The 24,612-nt window shown below is 67.2% G+C and carries 19 protein-coding genes and 1 tRNA gene; 16 read left to right on the plus strand and 4 right to left on the minus strand.

The window, feature by feature from the left end:
• Nucleotides 1–53: 53 nt before the first annotated feature.
• A complete protein-coding gene (xylA, locus tag BcFMB_RS05050) occupies nt 54–1,403 on the plus strand; it encodes a xylose isomerase (protein WP_099721202.1) in 1,350 nt (449 codons plus the stop codon).
• Between the two features lie 340 nt (nt 1,404–1,743).
• Here the strand turns inward: xylA and BcFMB_RS05055 are convergent, their stop codons facing one another.
• Complete coding sequence (locus tag BcFMB_RS05055; RefSeq protein ID WP_024540318.1) at nt 1,744–3,270, minus strand: xylulokinase; 1,527 nt, start codon at nt 3,268–3,270, stop codon at nt 1,744–1,746.
• 200 nt (nt 3,271–3,470) lie between these two features.
• Here BcFMB_RS05055 and BcFMB_RS05060 point away from each other — a divergent pair, with 200 nt between their 5' ends.
• From BcFMB_RS05060 to BcFMB_RS05070, 3 genes are all read left to right on the plus strand, one after another.
• Complete coding sequence (locus tag BcFMB_RS05060; RefSeq protein ID WP_024540317.1) at nt 3,471–4,694, plus strand: ROK family protein; 1,224 nt, start codon at nt 3,471–3,473, stop codon at nt 4,692–4,694.
• Between the two features lie 309 nt (nt 4,695–5,003).
• The gene (locus BcFMB_RS05065) at nt 5,004–5,654 is read left to right on the plus strand and encodes an ECF transporter S component (protein ID WP_051354825.1); all 651 of its coding nucleotides are present in this window, start codon (nt 5,004–5,006) and stop codon (nt 5,652–5,654) included.
• A gap of 748 nt (nt 5,655–6,402) precedes the next feature.
• A complete protein-coding gene (locus tag BcFMB_RS05070; RefSeq protein ID WP_099721203.1) occupies nt 6,403–7,335 on the plus strand; it encodes a hypothetical protein in 933 nt (310 codons plus the stop codon).
• A 285-nt stretch (nt 7,336–7,620) separates the two neighbouring features.
• Here the strand turns inward: BcFMB_RS05070 and BcFMB_RS05075 are convergent.
• Nucleotides 7,621–7,697, minus strand: a tRNA-Ile gene (locus BcFMB_RS05075).
• Nucleotides 7,698–8,096: 399 nt separating this feature from the next.
• Nucleotides 8,097–8,309 carry a 50S ribosomal protein L31 gene (gene rpmE / locus BcFMB_RS05085; protein WP_024540314.1) on the minus strand — a complete coding sequence of 71 codons (213 nt, stop codon included), beginning with the start codon at nt 8,307–8,309 and terminating at the stop codon, nt 8,097–8,099.
• Nucleotides 8,310–8,615: 306 nt separating this feature from the next.
• On the opposite strand from rpmE, the gene prfA reads away from it, so the two are divergent.
• The 12 genes from prfA to BcFMB_RS05145 all read left to right on the plus strand — a co-directional run bounded on the left by prfA (nt 8,616) and on the right by BcFMB_RS05145 (nt 22,341).
• Nucleotides 8,616–9,713, plus strand: coding sequence for a peptide chain release factor 1 (prfA, locus tag BcFMB_RS05090; protein ID WP_099721728.1), 1,098 nt, complete (start codon nt 8,616–8,618; stop codon nt 9,711–9,713).
• Between the two features lie 99 nt (nt 9,714–9,812).
• The gene (prmC, locus tag BcFMB_RS05095) at nt 9,813–10,838 is read left to right on the plus strand and encodes a peptide chain release factor N(5)-glutamine methyltransferase (RefSeq protein ID WP_232513748.1); all 1,026 of its coding nucleotides are present in this window, start codon (nt 9,813–9,815) and stop codon (nt 10,836–10,838) included.
• A gap of 125 nt (nt 10,839–10,963) precedes the next feature.
• Nucleotides 10,964–11,623, plus strand: a complete 660-nt coding sequence (locus BcFMB_RS05100; RefSeq protein ID WP_099721205.1) for an L-threonylcarbamoyladenylate synthase — start codon at nt 10,964–10,966, stop codon at nt 11,621–11,623.
• Nucleotides 11,620–12,813 (plus strand): MraY family glycosyltransferase, encoded by a 1,194-nt coding sequence (locus BcFMB_RS05105; RefSeq protein ID WP_024540310.1) that lies wholly within the window; start codon nt 11,620–11,622, stop codon nt 12,811–12,813. Before BcFMB_RS05100 ends, BcFMB_RS05105 begins: the two co-directional genes overlap by 4 nt.
• Before the next feature lie 106 nt (nt 12,814–12,919).
• Nucleotides 12,920–14,461: an IMP dehydrogenase gene (gene guaB / locus BcFMB_RS05110; RefSeq protein ID WP_024540309.1), complete on the plus strand. Its 1,542-nt coding sequence runs from the start codon at nt 12,920–12,922 to the stop codon at nt 14,459–14,461.
• A 510-nt stretch (nt 14,462–14,971) separates the two neighbouring features.
• Entirely contained in the window at nt 14,972–15,568 is a 597-nt protein-coding gene (locus BcFMB_RS05115) for a hypothetical protein (RefSeq protein ID WP_099721206.1), read from the plus strand.
• A 261-nt stretch (nt 15,569–15,829) separates the two neighbouring features.
• Nucleotides 15,830–16,477: an oligoribonuclease gene (gene orn / locus BcFMB_RS05120; RefSeq protein ID WP_024540307.1), complete on the plus strand. Its 648-nt coding sequence runs from the start codon at nt 15,830–15,832 to the stop codon at nt 16,475–16,477.
• Nucleotides 16,478–16,579: 102 nt separating this feature from the next.
• On the plus strand, nt 16,580–17,425 hold the full coding sequence (locus tag BcFMB_RS05125; RefSeq protein ID WP_099721207.1) for a Cof-type HAD-IIB family hydrolase: 846 nt from the start codon (nt 16,580–16,582) through the stop codon (nt 17,423–17,425).
• The gene (locus BcFMB_RS05130; protein ID WP_024540305.1) at nt 17,425–18,846 is read left to right on the plus strand and encodes a PIF1 family DEAD/DEAH box helicase; all 1,422 of its coding nucleotides are present in this window, start codon (nt 17,425–17,427) and stop codon (nt 18,844–18,846) included. The genes BcFMB_RS05125 and BcFMB_RS05130 overlap by 1 nt, the downstream gene beginning before the upstream one ends.
• A 171-nt stretch (nt 18,847–19,017) precedes the next feature.
• Nucleotides 19,018–19,470: a permease gene (locus BcFMB_RS05135; protein WP_099721208.1), complete on the plus strand. Its 453-nt coding sequence runs from the start codon at nt 19,018–19,020 to the stop codon at nt 19,468–19,470.
• A 126-nt stretch (nt 19,471–19,596) separates the two neighbouring features.
• Entirely contained in the window at nt 19,597–21,399 is a 1,803-nt protein-coding gene (locus BcFMB_RS05140; RefSeq protein ID WP_029675248.1) for a proline--tRNA ligase, read from the plus strand.
• Between the two features lie 354 nt (nt 21,400–21,753).
• Entirely contained in the window at nt 21,754–22,341 is a 588-nt protein-coding gene (locus tag BcFMB_RS05145; RefSeq protein ID WP_157775120.1) for a single-stranded DNA-binding protein, read from the plus strand.
• Between the two features lie 131 nt (nt 22,342–22,472).
• Here the strand turns inward: BcFMB_RS05145 and BcFMB_RS05150 are convergent, their stop codons facing one another.
• Nucleotides 22,473–24,560, minus strand: a complete 2,088-nt coding sequence (locus BcFMB_RS05150; RefSeq protein ID WP_099721210.1) for a M13 family metallopeptidase — start codon at nt 24,558–24,560, stop codon at nt 22,473–22,475.
• Nucleotides 24,561–24,612: the final 52 nt, after the last annotated feature.

Below are 24,612 nucleotides of genomic sequence, written 5' to 3' on the forward strand. Positions count from 1 at the left end.
GCGCACCGAAGACGACGCCGCAACGCGGCGCAGCACAGCACAAAGGAGTCATGATGGGACTGTGGGACATCGACAAGATCGAGTACGTCGGCCGCGGCAACGGCCCGGTGGAGGGGCTCGGCTTCCGGTACTACGACGCCGACAGGGTCGTCGCCGGCAAGAAGATGAAGGACTGGCTGCGCTTCGGCGTCGCCTGGTGGCACACCTTCGACGCGCCGCTGACCGACCCCTTCGGCAACGGCACCGCGCAGCGCCCATGGGACGGCAAGTACGCCGATCCGATGGACAACGCGCTCGCGAAGGTCGACTACGCCTTCGAGTTCTTCACGAAGCTCGGCGTCGAGTACTTCTGCTTCCATGACCGCGACATCGCGCCGGAAGGCGACACGCTGCGCGAGACGAACGCGAACCTCGACCGCGTCGTCGACAAGATCGAGGAGAACATGAAGTCCACCGGCGTCAAGCTGCTGTGGAACACCTCGTCGCTGTTCACGAACCCGCGCTTCGTCGCAGGCGCCTCGACGTCGCCGTTCGCCGACGTCTACGCCTACGCCGCCGGCCAGCTCAAGCACTCGCTCGAGATCGGCAAGCGCCTCGGCGCCGAGAACTACGTGTTCTGGGGCGGCCGCGAAGGCTACGAGAACCTGTGGGTGACCGACATGAAGCGCGAGCAGGAGCACATGGCGAAGTTCTTCCACATGTGCGCCGACTACGCCAAGGAGATCGGCATGGGCGCGCAGTTCCTCATCGAGCCGAAGGCGAAGGAGCCGATGACGCACCAGTACGACTTCGACGCGGCGACGGCCTGCAACTTCCTGCGCGCCTACGACCTCATCGACGTCTTCAAGCTCAACCTCGAAGGCAACCACGCGAACCTCGCCGGCCACACCTACCAGCATGAGATCCGCGTCGCGCGCGACAATGGCGTGCTCGGCTCGCTCGACGCGAACCAGGGCGACATGCTGCTCGGCTGGGACCTCGACGAGTTCCCGACGAACCTGTACGAGACGACGTCGGTGATGTGGGAGGTGCTCGACGAAGGCCAGATCGGCCCCCACGGCGGCCTCAACTTCGATGCGAAGCCGCGCCGCACGTCCTTCAGCGCCGAGGACCTGTTCCGCGCGCACATCGCCGGCATGGACTCCTTCGCCGCCGGCCTGCTCGTCGCCGACAAGATGCGTCAGGACGGCTACATCGAGAACCTCGTCGCCAACCGCTACGGCTCCTACGACTCCGGCATCGGCAAGACGATCGACGACGGCACCGCAACGCTCGCATCGCTCAACGACTACGCGATCGACATGCCGCAGCAGCAGATCATCGCCTCGACGAAGCCCGACCACCTCGAGGACGTCAAGGCGACGATCAACAACTACATCATCGACGCGCTGGCCAACGCCTGACGTCGTCCGTCGCGCGCCGTCCTTGCGCACGGGCGGCGCGCGGCACCCTTCTTGGTGATTATTACTTCCCTTCCACTTTCCTGCGCGGCATCCCCGGTCCGGCCTTTCCTTCCCTTTCCTCACATGGACCGCAGATGCCAGGGCCCAGGGTCGGCTGATCGCCGATATGCACGCATCCGCGCTTGTCTTTCCTTCTCTGCGCGCGGGATGTGCCGGCGACCGACTGGTCCGTGGGCCTTTCTCTATGCCGACGTCATCGCCGCCTTGGGTGGCGGGTGGCCGTCGTGAAGCGCCCCGCCGAGACATGACCTCGGCGGGGCGCTTCACGACGTGCGTCGTGTCAGCCGCGTGCGCGCACGTAGGCCTCGTAGACCTGCGGCGTCGGTACGCCGGTGGACACCGCATCGATCGAGATCGGCCAGTCGGGGGCGTCGTCGCCGCCGTCAAGCGTCCACGCCGCCTGCCGCGCCGCGCCGATCGCCACATACTCGTCGGTCGCCGGGCATGAGACATCCAAGCCGAGGACGCACGGCGCGAGCGTGCGCACGGCGAGCGACTTCGCGCCGCCGCCGATGAGCAGCACGCGGTCGATCGGCGCGCCGAGCGAACGGATGAGCTCGATGCAGTCGCGCTGCGAGCACAGCAGTCCCTCGACGAAGGCGCGCGCGATGTCCTCGGCGTTCGTGTTGGCCATCGTCATCCCGGACAGCGTGGCCGTCGCGTCCGGACGGTTCGGCGTGCGCTCGCCGTCGAAATACGGCACGAGCGTCATGCCGTCGGCGCCGGGACGCGCGGCGAGCGCGAGCGCGGCGAGCTCGTCGTAGTCGACGCGCAGCGCGGCGCGGGCGGCGTCGAGGATGCGCGACGCGTTGATCGTGCAGGCGAGCGGCAGGAAGTGGCCGGTGCAGTCGGCGAATCCGGAGACCGATCCGGTCATGTCGTGGACCGGCGTCTCGCTGACGGCGGCGGCGACGCCGGAGGTGCCGAGCGAGACCGAGACGTCGCCGACGCCCATGCCGAGGCCGAGCGACGCCATCGCGTTGTCGCCGCCGCCCGGGGCGATGACGCAGCCGCCGGGGACGTCGGCGCCGGCGACCGAGGCCGCCGCGCGCGTCGGCGCGGCCTCGTGCGGCGCGAGGACATGCGGCAGCACGATATGCTCGGCGAAGTCGAGCGCGGCCTTGTCGGGTTCGCCTGCGCCGGACGTGAGTCCGAGCGCGAGCAGGTCACGGCGGTATTCGTCGTGCGCGGCGTCGAAGTAGAGGGTGCCGGAGGCGTCGGAACGGTCGGTGCGCAGCATGTCGAGATGCGCGTCCTCGCCGTCGCCGACCGGACCATAGCCGGCGATGCGCCAGCTGAGCCAGTCGTGGGGGAGGCAGACGGCGGCGATGCGCGCCGCATTGTCGGGCTCGTGCTCGGCCACCCATTTGATCTTCGTCAGCGTGTACGAGGCGACCGGCGACGAGCCGACCGCCTCGACCCAACGCGCGACGCCGCGCGCATGGACGGCGGCCGCGTCGCCGTCGTCGGCGCCGCGCGCGCCGAGCGTCATGATCAGCTCGTCGGCCTGCGGCGCCGAGCTGACGTCGTTCCACAGCATCGCGTCGCGGATGACATGGCCGTGCTCGTCGAGCAGCACCATGCCGTGCTGCTGGCCGCCGACGGCGATCGCGGCGACGTCGTCGAGGCCGCCGGCCTGCGCCGACGCCTCGAGGAACGCGTCCCACCAGGCCTGTGGATCGACCGTCGTGCCCGACGGGTGCTTCGCCTGGCCGAAACGGACGAGTGCGCCGGTGCGCGCGTCGGTGACGCGCACCTTGCATGATTGGGTGGATGTGTCGACTCCCGCGACGAGCGTGCGCTGCATCGTGGCTCCTTTCCGCGCATATGCGCCGTATGGGCGCGCGTCGTGCACGTCGTCGTGCGTCCGCGTCCGCGCGCCTTCCGATGACGGGCGATCGTCGCCCGCCATGAATAGTTAGATGAATAAACTATACTGTGTAGTGTAGCATGACCGTAAGTTCGGCGCGACCAGAGGGGTACGCCGCGGAAGCGAGGAGGCGGCGTATGGCGACATTGAGGAGCATCAACCAGAACGATCTGAGGAACCACAACCTGTCCGTCGTGCTCGAGACGATGATGCGCCGCACGACGCCGCTCAGCCGCGCCGACCTCGCCAAGGAGACCGGGCTGACGAAGGCGACGATGTCATTGCTCGTCTCGCTGCTCATCGACAACCGCATCGTGCGCGAGGGGATGCCGATCGTGCAGTCCGTCTACGGACGGCCGAGCACGCCGCTGCTCGTCGCCGGCGGCGCGATGTGCGGCATCGGCATCCAGATCAACACCGACGGCTACGGCTACCTCGTCCTCGACCTCGACGGCTCCGTCGTCGCCGAACGCTGGGTCGAGGGCGACCTGCACGGCGCGGACACGAAGGCCGTCTTCGACGACCTCGACGTGATGCTGCGCGCGCAGGAGCGGACGTTGCGCAAGCACGGCTACACGATCGCCGGCGCCGGACTCGCGCTGCCCGGCCTCGTCACCGAGGAAGGCCACCTCATCGTCGCGCGCAACCTCGGATGGGAGGACGTCGACCTCAACGAGCAGGCACTGATGCGCAGGCTCGACGTCATCGCCGGCAACGAATCGAACATGGCCGCCGTCGCGCAGCTGCCCGGCTACGCGACGCAGCGCGCCGACGAAGGCGTCGTCGGGCCGAACGGATCGTTCCTCTACATCTCCACCGACATCGGCATCGGCGGCGCCGTCGTGCGCGGCGGCTCGCTCGTACACGGCGACCGCGGCTTCGCCGGCGAGGTCGGCCACATCTCCGTGCAGATGGACGGACCGCTCTGCCGCTGCGGGCGCCGCGGCTGCGTCGAGGCCTATGCGGGACGCCGCGCGATCGTCGAGGCCGCCGGCATCGCGCATGGCGCCGATGCCGCGAGCCAGGAGTCGGTCGACGAGTTCTTCCGGCGCGCCCAGGCCGGCGATGCACGGGTGCTCGAGGTCATGGACCGTGCGATGCGCGCGATCGAATCGATGATCGTCTCGATCGTCAACGTCAGCGACCTCGATGTCGTCGTCCTCGGCGGCGCATGGGCACAGCTCGACGACGCACGGCTGCGCGCGATGGAACGCCATGTGCAGGATCGCATCCTCGCGCGCGACGTCGTCCATGTGCGCGTCTCGCGCGCCGGCGGCGGCGCGCGGCCGGCGCTGCTCGGCGCCGCCGTCACCGGTCTGCGCCGCTTCGTCGACGAGCCTCTCGCATACCTCAAGTCGTGAGCACGCGGGCACGTTATTCGCGGCGGCTGCGCGTCCGTGACCTGCATGTGCATGACGCCGGTGCATGACGCATGTGCATGACGCCGAAATCTCATGATGTGAGACCTCGTCGTGGAACGATGCATGGCCTTGCACCGCACGGTTGCGCATGCCATGCGGCCGTCGACGCGGCTATGTCGGCATCGCATGGGCGTGAGCCGCGTCGACGGCCGCTGCTATGTTGGCGGAGGCGTTCCCGCCCGAGCTGCGCAGGTCAAGGAACGTCTTGACGAATCGCTGTGCGCGGCACCGTCGGGAAGAGGGACTTCCATGGTCGAACACACCCAAAATCAAGCCAACACCATCCGTTCCAGCAGAAGACTGCGTTGGACGACCGCGGACATCGCCGTGGCCGCCGCGCTCGGCATCGCCGCCGGCGTCGTCTTCTGGGGATTCAACTTCGCCTACATGTCGATCTCCCCGATGCTCGGCGGCCTGTTGCCGGGATGCGCGAGCATCCTGCACGCCGTGTGGTACTTCTCGGGCACGCTCGCCGTGCTCATCCTGCGCAAGCCGGGATCGGCCGTGTTCGTCAATCTCGTCGGATGCGCCGCGGAGATGCTGATCGGCAGCTCGTTCTCCTTCGGCTTCGTCTTCCTGTCGGCCGCGTTGCAGGGACTGTTCGCCGAACTGCCGTTCGCGCTGACGCGCTACCGCGTCTTCAACCTGCCGATCTCAATCCTCTCCGGCATGTGCACGGCGATCGAATATGGCGTCTACCTGATGCTGTTCCGCTATCAGGGCGTCGCGTTCCTCAGCCCGCGCGGCATCGTGCACATGGTGAGCGAGATCATCGGCGGCGTGCTCATCGCCGGCGTCTGCTCGTGGTACCTCTACTTGGCGATCGCGAAGACCGGCGTCCTCGACCGCTTCGCCTCAGGCCGCGCCGTCCGCACCGCAGCAGCAGCAGCTGACCGCTGAGTGCCGTCGCACCCTGCGTGCGGTGGCGGTTTGTGATTGGGGTCGATCACGGACTGCCGTGGTCGCCGCGGATGGCGGCGGTCTGTGGGTGCATCTGCCTCAATACCGCAGCCATTCCCACTGTCGACGGCATTCTGTGGGTGAGTGCACCCATATACTGCCGCCGCAGCCGCTGTTGCTGGCATTCTGTGGGTGGCTCACCCATATGCTGCCGCCGTAGCCGCTGTTGACGGCATTCTGTGCGTAAGGTCACCCATAAGCTGCCGCCGCAGCCGCCATCGTTGGCATTTTGTGGGTGGCTCGCCTAGATACTGCCGTCGTAGCTGCCGATGGTGGCATTCTGTGGGTGAGTGCACCCGTAGAATGCCGTTGTGGTCGCCGATGGCGGCATTCTGTGGGTGGCTCACCCATATACTGCCACCGTGATTGCCGTTGATGGCGTTCTATGCGTGTGCTCATCTATGGAGCGCCCTCGTGATCGTCGTACATGGCACTTTGCGCGTAAGGTTATTCATGCGTTGCCGCCGCTGTTCCCTATGTGCGGCGGCAGTTGGTGATCGGAGTCAATCACGGACTGCCGTGATCGTCGTCGGTGCCGTTCCACTACGTAAGATGGGCGGCGGGCGGACGGGAAGACGTCCACGTACACTGATGACGACGATGTATCGGCATAAGAGAGAGCGTGCATCGTGACGAGGAAAGCGACATCATCGAGATGGGCGCCATCACGTGAAAAGAAGGTTTGTTCATGATGGACGACAGCACGATTGTGTACGCGGAAGCCGAAGCCGGCACGCAGACCGAACTCATCAACCCCAACGAAATCGCCGCGCTTGCGAAGAAACCCGACAACAACAAGCCGCCGAAGGACGACGAACGCAAATACCTGTGGGTGATCTTCGCGTCGATCGTCGTGCTCGCGCTGTTCGCCGCCGTCATCCTCGTCGGCGTGCAGATTCACAACCATCGTCAGCAGCAGCTCGCCCAGGAGCATGCGCGCTGCGAAAGCGCGATGACTGAGCTCGACAAGAAGGCGAAGCAATACGAGGACCTGCGTTCGGGCGACGGCGCGGCGGCCGGCGCGATCTCCGACATTCAGGTCGCCGACAGCGGCACCGTCAAGCTGCTCGACGAACAGCTCAAGGCGCAGGCGCCGGCGGCGACGAGCTGCGCCGTGTCGTCGGTCGACCAGTACGACGCGCGCATCCAGCAGATCCACGATTACGAGGAGTGGTACGACGCGCATATGCGCTCGTTGCAGGAGGCCGTCAACGGCGTCAACGATTCGAAGCAGCTCAAGGAGGTCGAGGAGGCGACGGCCACGCTCGACGACACGCTGCGCGAGGCGCAGACGACGCTCGACCTGACACGCGGGCAGGTGGCGGACGAGGCGACGTGGAATCGTCTGTCCGACCTCTATACGAAGGCGAAGCAGGCCGAGGAGGGCGGCAAACTCGACGAGATCACGTCGGTCGAGCAGGACATCAAGACGGCGATCGGCGACGTCAACGCGTCGCGCGACAAGAAGATCGCCGACGACGAACGCAAGGCGCGCGAGGACGCGCAGAAGAAGGCGCAGGCCGAGGCCGACCGCAGGAAGGCGGAGAACCAGTCCAACCGTGACGGCGACCGCAACACGAATCAGAACAACGGCGGCAACAAGGAGAACGACCGCCGCTGATTATGTACGCGTCGCGGATTGCGTATGCGTGCGCGGTGTGTGACGCCGGGGTGTGTGGTTGCGTCGCGCGGGGCGTACGTGTGCGCGGACTGGGGCGCTGGGGCGTGCGTCGGTGTCGTGGATTGCGTATGCGTACGCGGATTGGGACGCTGACGGGTGTGATAACGACACGCGGGGCGTATGTGTGCGCAGTGCGTGACGCTGCGGGGCGACGATGCTGGACGGACGCACGGAGCAGAATCGGGGCCGATACGCGAAAACCCGCTGTTTCCAGCGGGTTTCGGATGGTGGGGCCTCAGGGGCTTGAACCCTGGACCGGCGGATTATGAGTCCGATGCTCTAACCGACTGAGCTAAGGCCCCACGTCGTTTCGCGGAAAACACCGCGGATGCGACTCGCTAAAGTGTAGCAAACGACGTGACCATATGGCGTCGCATGAGCACAGCCGTCCGGCCGTGTGCCGACCGTGCGCTGATCATGTGCCGACTTGCTCTGTACATATGCGTCGACCGTGTGTCGACCATATGCCGCGGCTGTATGTCGGCCGTCCGCCGACTGCCTGCCAGTCGCGCGTCGATGATGTGCCGACTGTGTGCCGAGCGTGCGCTGACCGCGGTCGACGACTGGAACGACTTGTCCGCGAGCCGCCGCATGTGACATGTGGACGGCGCGTGTGCGCCGACGCCGCACAGATGCCCCGCGCATGCCCACATAACGAAAACGCCGACCCGAAGGCCGGCGTTTTCGTATCAGCGTGAGAGTCAGCTGCTCTTCTTGCCGTAGCGCTTCTCGAAGCGAGCCACACGGCCGCCGGTATCCAGAATCTTCTGCTTACCGGTGTAGAACGGGTGGCACTTCGAGCAGACATCCACCGTCATATGGTCGCCCTTGGCGGTCGACTTCGTGACGAAGGTGTTGCCGCAGGAGCAGGTAACCTGCACCGCATGATAATCAGGATGAATTCCTGGCTGCATAATTTGTCTCCTAAAGATACGGGGGACCCGGGTCGCCATGCCCCGATGGCAGGCGTGAACCGGATACATGCATTGTACGGCTGCGCATTGACGCGGCCGCACGGCTCGTCCCGTGGCGAACCGCGAGCCTTGCCATCACAGACAACTTCCCGGGTGCCGTGTTTATTCCCGCCCGCGCGCATCCGCGTTTCCCCGGCGTTCCGGCCGTTGCGACAACGGCTCTTGCTAGGATGGAACGGTTTGGACGAAAGGCCGCATGCGCCGCCGGTCGGCGCGCCCCGTGGCCGCAGCATCGAAAAGGCGAAGATGGCAGAGGCAGAGGAACAGTTCCCGGCGGCGCGTACCGCACTTGAGGAATACCGCAGGATCGAGAAGGAGATGGCGCAGCCGGACGTGGCGTCGTCCCCGGACAAGATGCGCAAGCTGGGGCGGCGCTACGCCGAGCTCGGCTCGATCGTGAACGCGTACGGCGATTATCTGCACCTCCGCGACGACCTCGAGGCCGCCCGCGAGATGGCGGGGGAGGATCCCGATTTCGAAGCCGAGGCGAAACGGATCGAAGAGGCGCTGCCGGCGGCCGAGGAGCGGCTGCGCACGGCGCTCATCCCGCGCGACCCCGACGACGCGCGCGACGTGATCATGGAGATCAAGGCCGGCACCGGCGGCGAGGAGGCCGCGCTGTTCGCCGGCGACCTGCTGCGCATGTACACGCGCTACGCCGAGAAGCGCGGCTGGATCACGACGATCCAGAACGAGAACTCGACCGAGCTCGGCGGCGTCAAGGACGTGCAGCTCGCGATCCGCGCGAAGGGCACGCCGGCGCCCGAGGAGGGCGTCTGGGCGTCGCTCAAGTACGAGGGCGGCGTGCACCGCGTGCAGCGCATCCCGGTGACCGAATCGCAGGGGCGCATCCAGACCTCGGCCGCCGGCGTCATCGTGTTCCCGGAGGCCGACGAGGACGACGACGAGATCGAAATCGACCCGAAGGACCTCAAAATCGACACCTTCATGAGCTCCGGTCCCGGCGGCCAGTCCGTCAACACGACGTATTCAGCGGTGCGCATGACGCACATCCCGACCGGCATCGTCGTGAACATGCAGGACGAGAAGTCGCAGATCCAGAACCGCGCGTCGGCGCTGCGCGTCCTCAAGAGCCGCCTGCTCGCGATGAAGCACGAGCAGGAGGCCGCCGAGGCCGCCGACATGCGCCACTCGCAGGTGCGTTCGCTCGACCGTTCCGAACGCATCCGCACCTACAACTTCCCGGAGAACCGCATCGTCGACCACCGCACGAACTACAAGGCGTACAATCTCGACGCCGTGCTCGACGGCGACCTGCAGGCCGTCATCGACAGCGACATCCAGGCCGACGAGGCGCAGCGTCTCGCGAAAGGCAACGACTGAGCGATCGCGCGGCGCGCGCCGACGACGAACGCAGACGCGGGCGCGGCCGACGCGAACGCGTCACGACAGACGACAGCACCAGACATGCAGGAGGCGACGATGGCATCGACGACCGACGACATGAGCGACGACATGAGCGACGCGGCGACGGCGCGCGCAGTGGGAACGCCGCGCCCTTCCACGCCGACGGACAACGCGCCGACGAACGCCGCTGGCAGCGTCGCCGACCTCATCGCGGCCGGCGGCGAACGCCTCGCCCGCGTCGGCGTCGACACGCCGCGCCACGACGCGAAGCTGCTGCTCGCCGAGGCGACGCGCGCCTCGCTGAGCGACGTCGACAAGGCGGCGCTGCTCGGCGACGGCGTCACGAAGCTCGTCGCCGGCAAATCAATCGGCGTCGACGCCGCGCTCGCCGACTATTCGGCGATGCTCGCGCGCCGCGAGCGCCGCGAGCCGCTGCAGTACATCGTCGGCCATGTGCCGTTCAGGTATCTGGACATCAAGGTCGGTCCCGGCGTGTTCATCCCGCGTCAGGAGACCGAGCTGCTCGTCGACGAGGCCATCGGCTGGGTCACGCGCAACGGCCTGTACTGCCCGCGCGTCGTCGACCTGTGCGCCGGCAGCGGCGCGATCGGCCTGGCGATCGCCACCGAGGTGCCCGGCGCGCAGGTGTGGGGCGTCGAGAAGGACGTGCTCGCCGCGCAGTGGACGCGCCGCAACGTGCAGGAGACGGGCGCCGTCTTCCCCGACATCACCGCGAACTACCATCTCGAGATCGCCGACGCGACCTGTCCGACGACGCTCGCGCAGCTCGACGGCACCGTCGACGTCGTCGTCAGCAACCCGCCGTACATTCCGCTGACCGACGTGCCCGAACAGTTCGAGGTGCGCGAATACGACCCGCAGACCGCGCTCTACGGCGGATCCGCCGATGGCATGATGGTGCCGGAGCGCATCATCGTGCGCGCGGCGGCGCTGCTGCGTCCCGACGGCGTCCTCATCATGGAGCACGACGTCACGCAGACGGACCGCACCGTCGCGTTCGCGCGCGCGAGCGGATTCGCCGACGCGCGCACCGAGATCGACCTCACCGGACGCCCGCGCTACCTCGTGGCGACGCGGTAGGCGGCGGCCGCCGCGGCGACTACAGTCGTCACCGAAGGCCGTCGCGCGCGACGGCACTGAAGGAACATCGCGGGAACATCGCGGAACATCGAACTATCAGCAACGCGGAAAGGCGGGGAGCGAGCATGAGCGACGTACGAGCCATCGATGAGGGGTCGCTGCGCGAGGCGAGGAAGGTCGTCGAAGGCGGCGGCCTCATCGTGCTGCCGACCGACACCGTCTACGGCATCGCGTGCGATCCGCGCAACGCCGACGCGATCGCACGGATCTACCGGGCCAAGCGGCGTCCGCGCACGAAGGCGCTGCAGGTGATCATGGCCTCGGTCGACGACCTCGACGGGCTCGGCCTCGTGCTGCCGTCGCCGCTCAACCGTCTCGCCGCGCAGCTGCTGCCCGGCGCGTTCTCGCCGATCGCGCTCGCCGACGACGACTGCACGCTGTGCACGACGAGCCGCGACGCGCGCGGCGGACGCACGCAGGCGATCCGCGTGCCGAACTCGCATCTGTGCCTCGAGGTGCTGCGCGCGACCGGCCCGCTCGCCGCGTCGAGCGCGAACCGTTCGGGCGACGAGAGCGCGCAGAGCGTCGACGAGGCGGTGCGCGCCTTCGGCGACGACGTCGACCTCTATCTCGACGGCGGTGCGACCGCGGGGCATGTCGCGAGCACCGTCGTCGCCGCCGATCCTCTCGCGCGCGACGGCGTCGAGATCCTGCGCGAGGGCGTCGTCCCGGCTTCGGTCATCCGTCGCATGATTCATATGAACGGCGGCGGGCTGGGTCTATGAAGGTCTATCTGTTCATCTGTCTGCTCGCGGCCTGCGCGACCTTCCTGTACACGCCGATCGTGCGCCATGTGGCGATCCGCGTCGGCGCGGTCGGCGAGGTGCGCGCGCGCGACGTGCACACGGTGCCGACGCCGCGCATGGGCGGCGTCGGCATGCTGTGCGGCTTCCTGACGGCGATGTTCTTCGCTTCCCGGCTCAACTTCCTGCAGGGCGTCTTCCGCGAGAACCATCAGGCGTACATCGTCATGGCCGGCGCTGTGCTCATCTGCCTGCTCGGCGTGTGCGACGACATCTGGGACCTCGACTGGATGCTCAAGCTCGCCGGGCAGCTGCTGATCGCGGTGTTCGTCGCGTGGGGCGGCCTGCAGATCATCACGTTGCCGATCGGCTCGCTCGTGACGGCGTCGCCGACGATCTCGATCGCGATCACGGCGCTGCTCATCGTCGTGTCGATCAACGCCGTGAACTTCGTCGATGGCCTCGACGGCCTCGCCGCCGGCATCGTCGCGATCGGCGGCGTCGCCTTCGGCATCTACTCGTACATCCTCGCGCGCTCGGCGCCGTCGTACGCGTCGATGGCGACGCTCGTCGACGTCGCGATGGTCGGCATCTGCCTCGGCTTCCTGCTGCACAACTGGCATCCGGCGAAGCTGTTCATGGGCGACTCCGGCTCGATGCTGCTCGGCTATCTGATCACCTGCGCGTCGATCATCATGACCGGCCGCATCGACCCGGCCACGGTGAACGCGTCGATCTACCTGCCCGCATTCATGCCGATCCTGCTGCCGATCCTCGTGCTGTTCCTGCCGGTGCTCGACATGCTGATGGCGATCTGCCGGCGCCTGAGCAAAGGGCAGTCGCCGATGCATCCCGACCGCATGCATCTGCACCACCGGATGCTGCGCATCGGCCATTCGGTGCGCGGCGCCGTGCTCATCCTGTGGGGATGGGCGGCGCTCATCGCCTTCGGTTCGCTGATGCTGCTGTTCTTCCGCCCGATCCATGTACTCGTCGTCTTCCTCGTCGCGGCCGCCGCACTCACCGTCGCGACGATGTATCCGTACATCCGCCGACGCATGAACGGCGAGGTCGAGGAACTGCCCGAGGAACGCGACGCCGACCATCCGGAGCATGCGCGCGCCGCCGGCGGCCGTCGCCGCCGCGCACGGCACATCCGCGGCGATCGCTGACGTCCGCACGCCCGTCGCGGCGGTCGGGGAGAGGAGACCGGCGGGCGCATGTTGCATCGTGGGACGGCGAGTGGCGTTCGTCGTCGTGCGTCCATATAGTAGGTCTATGGCTACAAATCCTGATATGCATGCAGAATCCCCGTACGCTCCCCTTCCCCCCATCTTCGCCCAGCTCGGGCTCGCCTATGACGACGTGCTCCTGCTGCCGAACGAGACCGACGTCATCCCCTCCGAGGTGGATACGACGACCCATCTGACCCGCAACATCACGATGAAGGTCCCGGCGATCTCCGCCGCGATGGACACCGTGACCGAGTCCGAGATGGCGATCGCGATGGCCCGCAACGGCGGCATCGGCGTGCTGCACCGCAACCTGTCGATCGACGACCAGGCGGCGCAGGTCGATTACGTCAAGCGCTCCGAATCGGGCATGATCACCGACCCGCTCACCGTGAACCCCGACGTCACGCTCGCCGACCTGGACAAGCTGTGCGGCAAGTTCCACATCTCCGGCCTGCCGGTCGTCGACCATGAGAACAAGCTCGTCGGCATCATCACGAACCGCGACATGCGCTTCATCGCGTCGGACGACTACGACCATCTGCGCGTCAAGGACGTCATGACGAAGGACCATCTGATCACCGGTCCGTCGAACATCTCGAAGCGCGACGCGCACGACCTGCTCGCGGCGAACAAGATCGAGAAGCTGCCGCTCGTCGACGACGAAGGCCACCTCACCGGTCTGATCACCGTCAAGGACTTCGTGAAGACCGAGCAGTACCCGGATGCGACGAAGGACGAGCAGGGCCGCCTGCGCGTCGCCGCCGGCATCGGCTTCCTCGGCGACGCCTGGCAGCGCGCGAGCGCGCTGCTCGAGGCGGGCGTCGACGTGCTCGTCGTCGACACGGCGAACGGCGAGGCCAAGCTCGCGCTCGACATGATCCGCCGCATCAAGAACGACCCGGCCTTCAATGGCGTCGACATCATCGGCGGCAACATCGCGACGCGTCAGGGCGCGCAGGCGATGATCGACGCGGGCGTCGATGCCGTCAAGGTCGGCGTGGGCCCCGGCTCCATCTGCACGACGCGCGTCGTCGCAGGCGTCGGCGTGCCGCAGCTGACGGCCGTGTACGAGGCCGCGCGCGCCTGCCGCGCCGCGGGCATCCCGTGCATCGCCGACGGCGGCATCCACTATTCGGGCGACATCGCGAAGGCGCTCGTCGCCGGCGCGAGCTCGGTCATGCTCGGCGGCGTGCTCGCCGGCTGCGAGGAGGCCCCGGGCGAGAAGGTGCTGCTGCACGGCAAGCAGTACAAGCTGTATCGCGGCATGGGTTCGCTCGGCGCGATGGCTCCGCGCGGCAAGAAGTCGTACTCGAAGGACCGCTACTTCCAGGCGGACGTCACGAGCTCGGACAAGGTCGTGCCGGAAGGCGTCGAGGGCGAGGTGCCGTACCGCGGACCGCTCAACGCCGTGCTGTACCAGATGATCGGCGGCCTGCACCAGTCGATGTTCTACATCGGCGCGCACAACATCCCGGAGATGAGCGAGAAGGGCCGCTTCATCCGCATCACCGACGCCGGCCTGCGCGAATCGCATCCGCATGACATCGTCATGACGGCCGAGGCGCCGAACTACTCCGGTCGCTGATCGCCGCCGCGCGCGCATGGCGAAGACCGTGCGTGCCGCGGATTGACGCACTGCGCAAGCACCGAGCCGTCCCCATATGGCTGCAGCCATACGGGGACGGCCCTTTTCGTTCTGTTTGGCCGCTGAGGCGACAGTATTCGGGTGAGGTCACCTACATACTGCCGTCATTGTGCGGTGCGGTGGTCGTATTTGGGTGAGGCACCAGAATACTACCGTTGACAAGGGATGCGACGGCATTCTGTAGGTGGGCCACCCGAATACTGTCATGGTTGGCCGTCGGAATGGCATTCTGTGGGTGGGGGACAATGCGATGGAGGATTGGCGCCGATGCAGTCCGTACGGTGGGCCGGATATGGAGATATTGTGCAAACCTTCCGGTATTGTTGAGGATGATATCGTATTCGTTCACCAGTGGAGAAAGCCGCCGGTGTGGGCGATACGGCCAAAGAGTCAGGGAATCATCGCAATCGCGGCGATTTCCAACACCAAGAGGCAGTAAGGAACCCCTTCATGGACACCCAGGCTACACGGCAGTCGAGGACGCGCAATGCCACCGTTCGCATCGCTGCGCTCGTCGTGACCTTCGCGATGCTCGTCGCGAGCGCCGTGTTCGGCGTCGGCCGCGCGCAGGCCGCCGAACTGACGGCGACCGCCGACCCGACGACCTTCACGCAGTGGACCGAAGGCGTCGGCAACCCGCTCGACCCGCGTTCGAACGGCCGTGTTTGGACCGACAAGTCGGTCACGACCGGCGACGTCTCCGTGCCGGCCGGCACCGTGCGCATGGGCCTGGCGAACTACACGGTCGCGAAGAAGGACAACGTGACGAAGACGGCGACCGCCGCGATCGCGCCGCGCTGGGACGGCACGACCGTCGACGTTGCACTTGGCAACAACGGACGCCTCGCCGTCGCGCAGCAGCCGGCGACGCCGGATCCGAAGCCGGAGCATCAGCCGACGGCGCCGGCCGAGACGACGAACACGTCGACGGCGAACACCGGCTCGAGCGTCGCGCTCATCATCTGCGTCGCCGCCGCGCTGCTGTGCTCGGGCCTCGGCACGCTGCAGCTGAAGCGCCATCGCCCGAACGGACGTCACGCCGGCTGAGCGAAAGGCGGCCGCTGAACGGCCGCTCATACGCTGACGACACGACGGGGTCGCGCACATGGAACCGTGCGCGGCCCCGTCCGTCGTCTCCGGCCGCGCACGGCGCTTTTGTTTTGCGGTCAGGATAGAACTGGCGACGGCGGGGCGACGTGAGGTAGGCTCGAATGTTCGGCGCGAAGTCGGCACGGCCGCGCGCCGCGAACCCGCGACGGCCGCGCGCCGCCCGGATGCATCAACGGAACACAAGGAAAGAGGCACGCTATGGTGGAAGCACATGACGACGAGGTGTACTCGGCGACGAATTCACGACTCATCTGGATCGACTGCGAGATGACGGGGCTCGACATCTTCCACGACGAGCTGTGCGAGATCTCCGTCGTGCCCACCGACTTCGAACTCAACGTGCTCGACGACGGCATCGACCTCGTCATCCGTCCCTCCGACGCGGCCGTCGCGCATATGAACGACTTCGTGCGTGCAATGCACACCCGTTCCGGCCTCATCACCGAATGGGAGCAGGGCCTGAGCGTCGAGGAGGCCGAGCGGAAGGTCATCGACTACGTCACGCGCTTCATCCCCGAAGGCGTCAAGCCGCTGCTCGCCGGCAACTCGGTCGGCTCCGACAAGAAGTTCCTCGACCGCTACATGCCGGACCTGATGAGCCGGCTGCACTACCGCGTCATCGACGTGAGCACGATCAAGGAGCTCGCGCGCCGCTGGTATCCGGCCGTCTACGAGAACCGTCCGGCGAAAAACGGCGGCCACCGCGCGCTCGCCGACATCATCGAATCGCTCGACGAGCTGCGCTACTACCGCGCGGCCGTCATGGCGCCGGAGCCCGGCCCCGACGCGGCCGAGGCGAAGCGGATCGCCGGCGACATCGAGCGCACGAGCATCGCGCGGCAGTGAACGGCCGCGGTGCGCGCCGCACAACGCATACTTCCACGACCGCGGACATCGCGCGGTCGCACACGTAACGACACAGCGAGGATGAGGAGGCACCCGCACACCATGACGAATGAGGAACCCAAGGATTGGAAGACGCTCGAGCCGTTTAACGACATCAGGCTCGTCGTCGCGGACATGGACGGCACGCTGCTCGACGGCGACAGCCAGATCCCGCTCGGCTTCAAGCCGATGCTCGACCGGCTCACGCAGCTCGGCGTGCGCTTCGTGCCGGCGAGCGGCCGCCAATACCAGACGCTCGAGAGGATGTTCGCCGACGCGCCGCAGCGGCTGCCGATCATCGCCGAGAACGGCAACGTCGTCGCGCTCGACGGCAAGGTCATCGAGACGCACGGCGTCAGCGGCGCGATCGTCGACGAGACGATCGCGATGACGGAACGCACGAGCGAGGACCTCGGCCTCGTCATCTGCGCGCTCGGAGGCGCCTACGTCAGCCGCGACGACGCGCCGTTCATCGCCGAGGCGAGCAAATACTACACGAAGCTGACCGTCGTGCCCGACCTGCGCGAGGTGCTGCGCTACAAGGACGAGCAGATCCTCAAGCTCGCGATCTTCGACTTCGGCGACGCGCAGGCGATGGCCGAGCGCGAACTCGGCTTCGTCGAATCCCCGTACACGGCGACCGCGTCGAGCGCGCACTGGGTCGACATCATGGACGGCCACGTCAACAAGGGCGAGAGTGTCAAGGCGCTGCAGCGCGCGCTCGGCGTCACGCGTGCGCAGACGATGGTCTTCGGCGACTATCCGAACGACATCGGCATGCTGCGCGAGGGCGAGTATTCGTTCGCGATGGCGAACGCGCATCCGCAGGTCAGGAAGGTCGCGCATTATCTGGCGCCGGCGAACACGGAGGAAGGCGTGATCCGCGTCGTCGATCGGCTGGTGCGCTGATGCGGCAGGCCGAGGCGCTCGAGATCATGGACGCCGGCGCGTCCGTCTTCCTCACCGGCGCGCCCGGCGCCGGCAAGACGTACACGCTCAACGAGTTCATCGCCGCCGCGCGCCGGCGTGGGGCGAGCGTCGCCGTCACGGCGTCCACGGGCATCGCGGCCACGCACATCAACGGTCAGACGATCCACTCGTGGAGCGGCCTCGGCGTCGCGAACGCGCTCACCGAGCAGACGCTCAAGAACGTGCGCACGCGCCGGCGCAAGGCGCTGCAGGCCACCGACGTCCTCGTCGTCGACGAGGTCTCGATGATGCACGCGTGGCTGTTCGACATGGTCGACCGCGCGATGCGCATCGTGCGGCGCGACGACCGTCCGTTCGGCGGCGTGCAGGTCGTGCTCTCCGGCGACTTCTTCCAGCTGCCGCCGGTCAGCGTCGGGGCGCACAACCGCGACGTCGTCGCGCCGAGCCCCGAATTCGTCGCCGAACGCGAGCGCTATGCGCGCGCCGGACGCAACCCGGAGGGCTTCATCACCGAATCCTTCGCATGGGACGAGCTCGACCCGGTCGTCTGCTATCTCGAGGAGCAGCACCGTCAGGACGACGGCGCATTGCTCGGCGTGCTGACCGACATCCGCGAAGGGCATGTCACGCGGCAGGACCGCGACCTGCTCGTCACGCGCCTCGGCGTGCGGCCGCCGGAGGGGAGGACGGCCGTCAACCTGTTCCCGGTCAACCGCCAGGCCGACCAGCTCAACGACCGCATGCTCGCCGCGATCGACGCGCCCGCGCACACGTTCCACGCGACCTGCGCGGGGCCGGCGAACCTCGTCGAACGGCTCAAACGCAACATGCTCGCCCCGGACGTGCTCACGCTCAAGGAGGGCGCCGAGGTCATGGCCGTGCGCAACGACGCCGACCACCAGTTCGTCAACGGGTCGCTCGGCACCGTGCGCGGCTTCGCGCCGGAGAACAAGGGCGGCTGGCCGATCGTCGCGTTCGAGAACGGCAACATCGCGACGATGAAGCCGAGCGACTGGGAGCTCACCGACAACGAGAAGACGCTCGCCGCCGTCTCGCAGGTGCCGCTGCGCTGCGCGTGGGCGATCACGATCCACAAGTCGCAGGGCATGACGCTCGACGCGGCCGTCATGGACCTCAAGCGCACCTTCGCGCCCGGCATGGGCTACGTCGCATTGTCCCGCGTCGAACGGCTCGACGGGCTGTTCCTCAACGGCGTCAGCAACCGCATGTTCGACGTCAGCGACGACGCCGTGCGCCTCGACGGCACATTGCGCGAACGTTCGGCGCAAGCGGCGCGCGCATTGCACGAGGACGGCGCCTCGTCGATCGTCGCCGCGCAGGGGCACGCGCAGACGGCGGCCGGGGACGACGACGAGTTCGCGCAGGACGAGCTGTTCTGAGTCTTTGTCGTTCCCGCATGCGCGGCCACGCCCGTCGTGAACGCGGGCGCGGCCGCGCATCGCTACAATGTGAATCGACATCGGCGACCGGCGTCGCGCCGTCATCGGCGCCGCGCCGATCGCACAACGAGAGAGGCCGGCGGCGGCCGCGGCAGGCAGGAGGAAGGCATCATGAAGCGTAGGAACGCGTATATCGTCTCGGGGGTCGGCGCCATCGTGCTGTTCGTCGCCTTCCTGATGTACAACGCGCAGCCGGTGCCGCTGTGGAACTGGATCAAGCTCTCCGACATCCTGACGATCGTCGGCGGACTGATGTTCGTCGTCCCGTTCTACTCGCTGTCGGTGCGCATCAAGGCGCAGGAGCATGCGCCGAACCCGTGGGTGTGGCAGCTGCTGCCGGTCATCGGCATGTTCCTGATGGTCGTCGGCCTGCTCATTCCCAACGATTTCGTCAGCCTCGGCTCCCTCGCGCTGTGCGACGTGCTGTATTTCCTCGGCTGCGTCGGCATGCTGATGATCTTCGTCTACCCCTTCGGCTCGGTCAACGACGAGATCCTCGAGAACGACGTCGACGAGCGCGCCGAGGACGCCGGGGACACGGCGAAGTACCCGAAGACGAAGTGAACGCGGGCCGACGGACGGAGGCCTCGACCACCGTATTTCGTCGAAACGTCCGTCGTGCATCCGCAGCGTGCGCGGCGGACGTTTCCGTATGGGTCTTCGTCCCGCAAGCCGCGTAGGTTAACAGGTATGACCAAAGCTCTTCGAATGTCCACCATGTTCCTGCGTACGCTGCGCGAAGACCCCGCCGACGCAGACGTCGATTCCGCGAAGCTGCTCCAGCGCGCCGGCTACATCCGCAAGGCCGCTCCGGGCATCTGGACCTGGCTGCCGCTGGGCCTCGCCGTCCTCAACAAGATCGAGGGCGTCATCCGCGAGGAGATCAACGGCATCGGCGCCCAGGAGGTGCACTTCCCGGCGCTGCTGCCGCGCGAACCGTACGAGGCGACGCACCGCTGGGAGGAGTACGGCGACAACATCTTCCGTCTCAAGGATCGCCACGAGGCCGACTATCTGCTCGCGCCGACGCATGAGGAGATGTTCACGCTGCTCGTCAAGGACATGTATTCGTCCTACAAGGACCTGCCGGTGACGCTCTACCAGATCCAGACGAAGTACCGCGACGAGTTCCGTCCGCGCGCCGGCCTGATCCGCGGCCGCGAGTTCATCATGAAGGACGCCTACTCGTTCACCGTCGACGAGGAGGGCATGCGCAAGGCCTACATGGACGAGCGCGGCGCCTACGAGCGCATCTTCCAGCGTCTCGATTTGAAGTACGTCCCGGTGTTCGCGATGAGCGGCCCGATGGGCGGCTCGGCGTCCGAGGAGTTCCTCGCGCCGATGCCGATCGGCGAGGACACCTTCGCGCTCGCGCCGAGCGGCAAGGCATGGAACGTCGAGGCGCTGCACACGCCTCAGGTCGAGGCGATTGACTTCTCGGCGACGCCGGCCGCCGAGAAGCGCGCGACGCCGGACGCGAAGACGATCGACGAGATGGTCGCGTTCGCGAACGAGACCTATCCGCGTGCCGACGGCCGCGCATGGCAGGCTTCGGACATACTCAAGAACGTCGTCGTCGCCGTCAGGCACGCCGAGGACGACGAGCACGACGAACCGTGGCGCGAACTGATCGTCGTCGGCATCCCCGGCGACCGCAAGATCGACATGAAGCGCCTCGAGGCGCAGTTCGCCCCGGCCGAGCTCGAGGAGGCGACCGAGGAGGACCTCAAGGCGCATCCGGAACTTGTGCAGGGCTTCATCGGCCCGATGATCGCCGGTCCGCAGAACGACGCCGACGATGCGCTGCGCTACTTCATCGACGCGCATGTGGCCGAAGGCTCGGCATGGTTCACCGGCGCCGACGAGCAGGACGTCGACTACTACGACCTCGTCTACGGCCGCGACTTCAAGGCCGACGGCGTCGTCGAGGCCGTCGAGGTCCGCGACGGCGATATGAGCCCGGACGGCTCCGGCCCGCTGAGCTTCGAACGCGGCGTCGAGATCGGCCAGGTCTTCCAGCTCGGCCTGAAGTATTCGGAGGCGCTCGGCCTCAAGGTGCTCGACCAGAACGGCAAGACGGTGCCGGTGTGGATGGGCTGCTACGGCATCGGCGTGAGCCGTGTGCTCGCCTGCATCGCCGAGACGCATCACGACGAGCGCGGCCTGGCATGGCCGTCGAACATCGCCCCGGCGCAGGTGCACGTCGTGGCGACCGGCAAGGACCAGAAGGCCTTCGAAGCGGCCGAGCGCCTCATCGAGCAACTCGAGGCCGACGGCGTCGAGGTCATCTACGACGACCGTAAAAAGGTCTCGCCGGGCGTCAAGTTCAAGGACGCTGAACTCATCGGCGTGCCGATCATCGCAGTCGCCGGACGCGACACCGTCAACGACGGCACGATCGAGATACGCGACCGCGACGGCGGCAACAAGGAGGCCGTGCCGGCCGAATCGGCCGCACAGGTCATCGCCGACCGTCTGCGCCGGATGCTCTGATCGCCGCGCCGCACGCGCGTGCATGATCGATCGGGACCCGCCACTGCACACGGTGGCGGGTCCCGTCGTCTGCGCCGGGAGTCGCCATGTCCGCGTCGCCGATGACGGCGGACGGCAGCGGCGGGCAAGCCATGCACGACGTGCATGACTTTGCGAATCCATCCACATCGCGCATGTGGATTGCTGTGGATGGAGGTCCTGCCCATCCACATTCCGGGCGCGACACACCCTTCCGGTCACATGACCCCGTCACGCTTGCGCCGACGGGGCGCCCGCGCCGATAGTGGTGGGACCCAACAGGTGGGGTCAACCCGGGCGCCCGACGACGGCGCAGCCAGACGAAAGGACACGACCATGGCGATACAACAGGGACAGATCACGATCACCGGATTCCTCGGCAGCGAGCCGACGCCGCTCGGCATGCACGACGGGGCGCGCGCCGCCTGCCGGTTCCGCCTCGCATGCACGCGCGGCTACCGGGACGGCGCCGGGCGCTGGCAGTCGCTGCCGACGACGTGGATCACCGTCAAGGCGTTCCGCGAACTCGCGCTCAACATCGTCAACTCGTTGCACAAGGGACAGGCCGTCATCGTCGTCGGCGTGCTGTCGACCGAGGAATGGAAGGACGAGGACGGCAACCCGCGCTCGCACACCTTCATCGAGGCGAGCAACGTCGGCCACGACCTCAACTACGGCGTGACGGTGGTGCGCAGGATCGCGAAGGAACAAAATGAGGCGCAGGACGCAAGGCCGCCACGGCCGGGCGAAGGGCGCGACGACGCGCCGGCCGAGCTCGACGCGCAGGCGGTGCAGGTCGACCCGCGCACCGGCGAGGTCACGGCCGACGAGGCCGCGCAGGCCGAGGTCATCGCCGAGGCGAACGCCGTCGCCGCGCAGGCCGCCGAACCGGTCGCCGTCGGCGCACAGGGCGACGATTTCTGACGGGCGGCGGACGCCGGCGACACGGCGACACGACGACGCGACGACACGACGAAAAGGGGAGTGCGCGGTTCAGTCCAGAACTGAACCGCGCACTCCCCACCGTCATATCCGGCGTATCAAGCCGGATCGTGTCACCAGATGTGGACGCGCTCCTCGGGCTTGAGCCACATGCGGTCGTCCGGCGTGACGCCGAAGGCCTTGTAGAACAGGTCGACGTTGCGCGCGATGCCGTTCGTGCGGCATTCGGCCGGCGAATGCGGGTCGATCTGCAGGTACTGTTCGGCGAGCTCGTCGCGGTTCTTCGTGCGCCAGATCAGCGCATAGCCAAGGAAGAAGCGCTGCAGGCCGGTGAAGCCGTCGAGCGTCGGCGCCGTGTCGAGCGCGGCCTCGACCGCGTCCGGGTCGCCGTCGATCGGCTTGCCCTGCGCCTCGTCGAGCGAGAACGCGTAGGCCTTGAGCGCGATGTTGACGCCGGACAGGTCGCCGATGTTCTCGCCGATCGTCAACGCGCCGTTGACGTGAGGCGCCTTGTCCGGATCGTCGCCGTACTTCTCCTGCAGCTGCGTCGGCACGAACTGGTCGTACTGGTGGATCAGCGCCTTCGTCAGCTGCTGGAAGCGCGCCTTGTCCTCGGCGGTCCACCAGTCCTCGAGCTTGCCCTCGCCGTTGAACTGCGCGCCCTGGTCGTCGAAGCCGTGGCCGATCTCGTGGCCGATGACCGAGCCGATGCCGCCGTAGTTGACCGCGTCCTCGGCGTCCGGGTCGAAGAACGGCGGCTGCAGGATCGCGGCCGGGAACACGATGATGTTGAGCGTCGGCTCATAATAGGCGTTGACCGTCTGCGGGTTCATCAGCCATTCGTCCTTGTCCACCGGCTTGCCGCACTTGGCCATCTGGTAGCCGAACTCGTAGACCGAGGCGGCGCGCATGTTGTCCATCAGGCCGGCCGACATGTCGACGTCGAGCGCCGTGTAGTCGCGCCAATGGTTCGTATAGCCGATCTTCGCCTCGAAATGGTCGAGCTTGTCGAGCGCCTTGCGCTTCGTCTCGTCGCCGAGCCAGTCGCTGTTCAGGATCGAGACGTGGTAGGCCTCGGTCAGGTTGCGCACGAGCTGCTCCATGCGCGTCTTCGAGGATTCGGGGAAGTGCTCGCGCACGTAGACGCGGCCGACGTCCTCGCCGCAGACGCCGTTGACGAGCGAGACGCCGCGCTTCCAGCGCGCGCGCTGCTCCTTGGCGCCGGAGAGCGTCCTGCCGTAGAAGTCGAAGTTCGCCGTGTCGAAGGCGCTCGACAGCATGCTCGCGCGGCCGACGATGACGTGGACGCGCGCCCACAGCCTGAGGTCCTCGAGGTCGGCGTCCGCCCAGAACGTGTTGAGTCCGGTGAAGAACGACGGTTCCATGACGTTGACGTGCGCGAGCGCGCCGAGCACGTCGACCGGGTAGCTGCGCGCCGTCTTCGAACGGTCGTACGACGTCTGCATCGCCTTCGCCCACGCCTCGACGTCAAACGCGGCGAGCATCGACGACAGCGCGGCGAAGTCGGTCGGGTTGTTCGTCTTCTGCGAGTCGCGCGTCTCGACGTTCGTCCAATGGTGGGAGGCGATCGTCCTCTCGACGTCGAGCAGACGCTCGGCCTGCGCCTGCGCGTCGTCGTAACCGGCGTTGCGCAGCTGGCGGGCGACCATCGTCACGTAGGCGTCGCGGATCGGCGCGTAGTGGTCCTCGCGGTAGTAGGCCTCGTCGGGAAGGCCCAGACCGCCCTGGCTCATATGCATGATGTCGTGGTCGGGGTCGTTGAAGTCGCCGAAGATGTCGAAGCCGAACAGGTCGGGGCCGCCGTAGGGGCTCAGCTCGCCGAGCAGCGCGGTCAGCTCGGCCTTCGACTGCACGGCGTCGATGCGGTCGAGGTCGGGGCGGATCGGCTCGGCGCCGGCCTTCTCGACGGCGTCGACGTCGAGGAAGGAACGGTAGATCGCCTTCGAGACGGCGGCCTCGTCGCCGTCGGACTCGAGGATGTCGCGGATCTGGGATTCGGCGTTCTCGGCGAGGCGGTCGAAGGAGCCGTAGCGGGAACGGTCGTCGGGAAGCGCGTAGGTGTCGATCCACGGGCCGTTGACGTAGCGGAACAGGTCGTCGGCGGGGCGGATCACGGAGGAGAACGCGGCCGGATCGATGCCGGATCGACCGGGCCGGTGGGATTGATAGCTGTTGCTCATGATTCCACACTATAGAGCTTTTCTGACAACGCCGGAGGGACGGCGGACGGCG

Origin of the sequence: Bifidobacterium choerinum, from assembly GCF_002761235.1 — a bacterium.
Classification (GTDB): domain Bacteria; phylum Actinomycetota; class Actinomycetes; order Actinomycetales; family Bifidobacteriaceae; genus Bifidobacterium; species Bifidobacterium choerinum.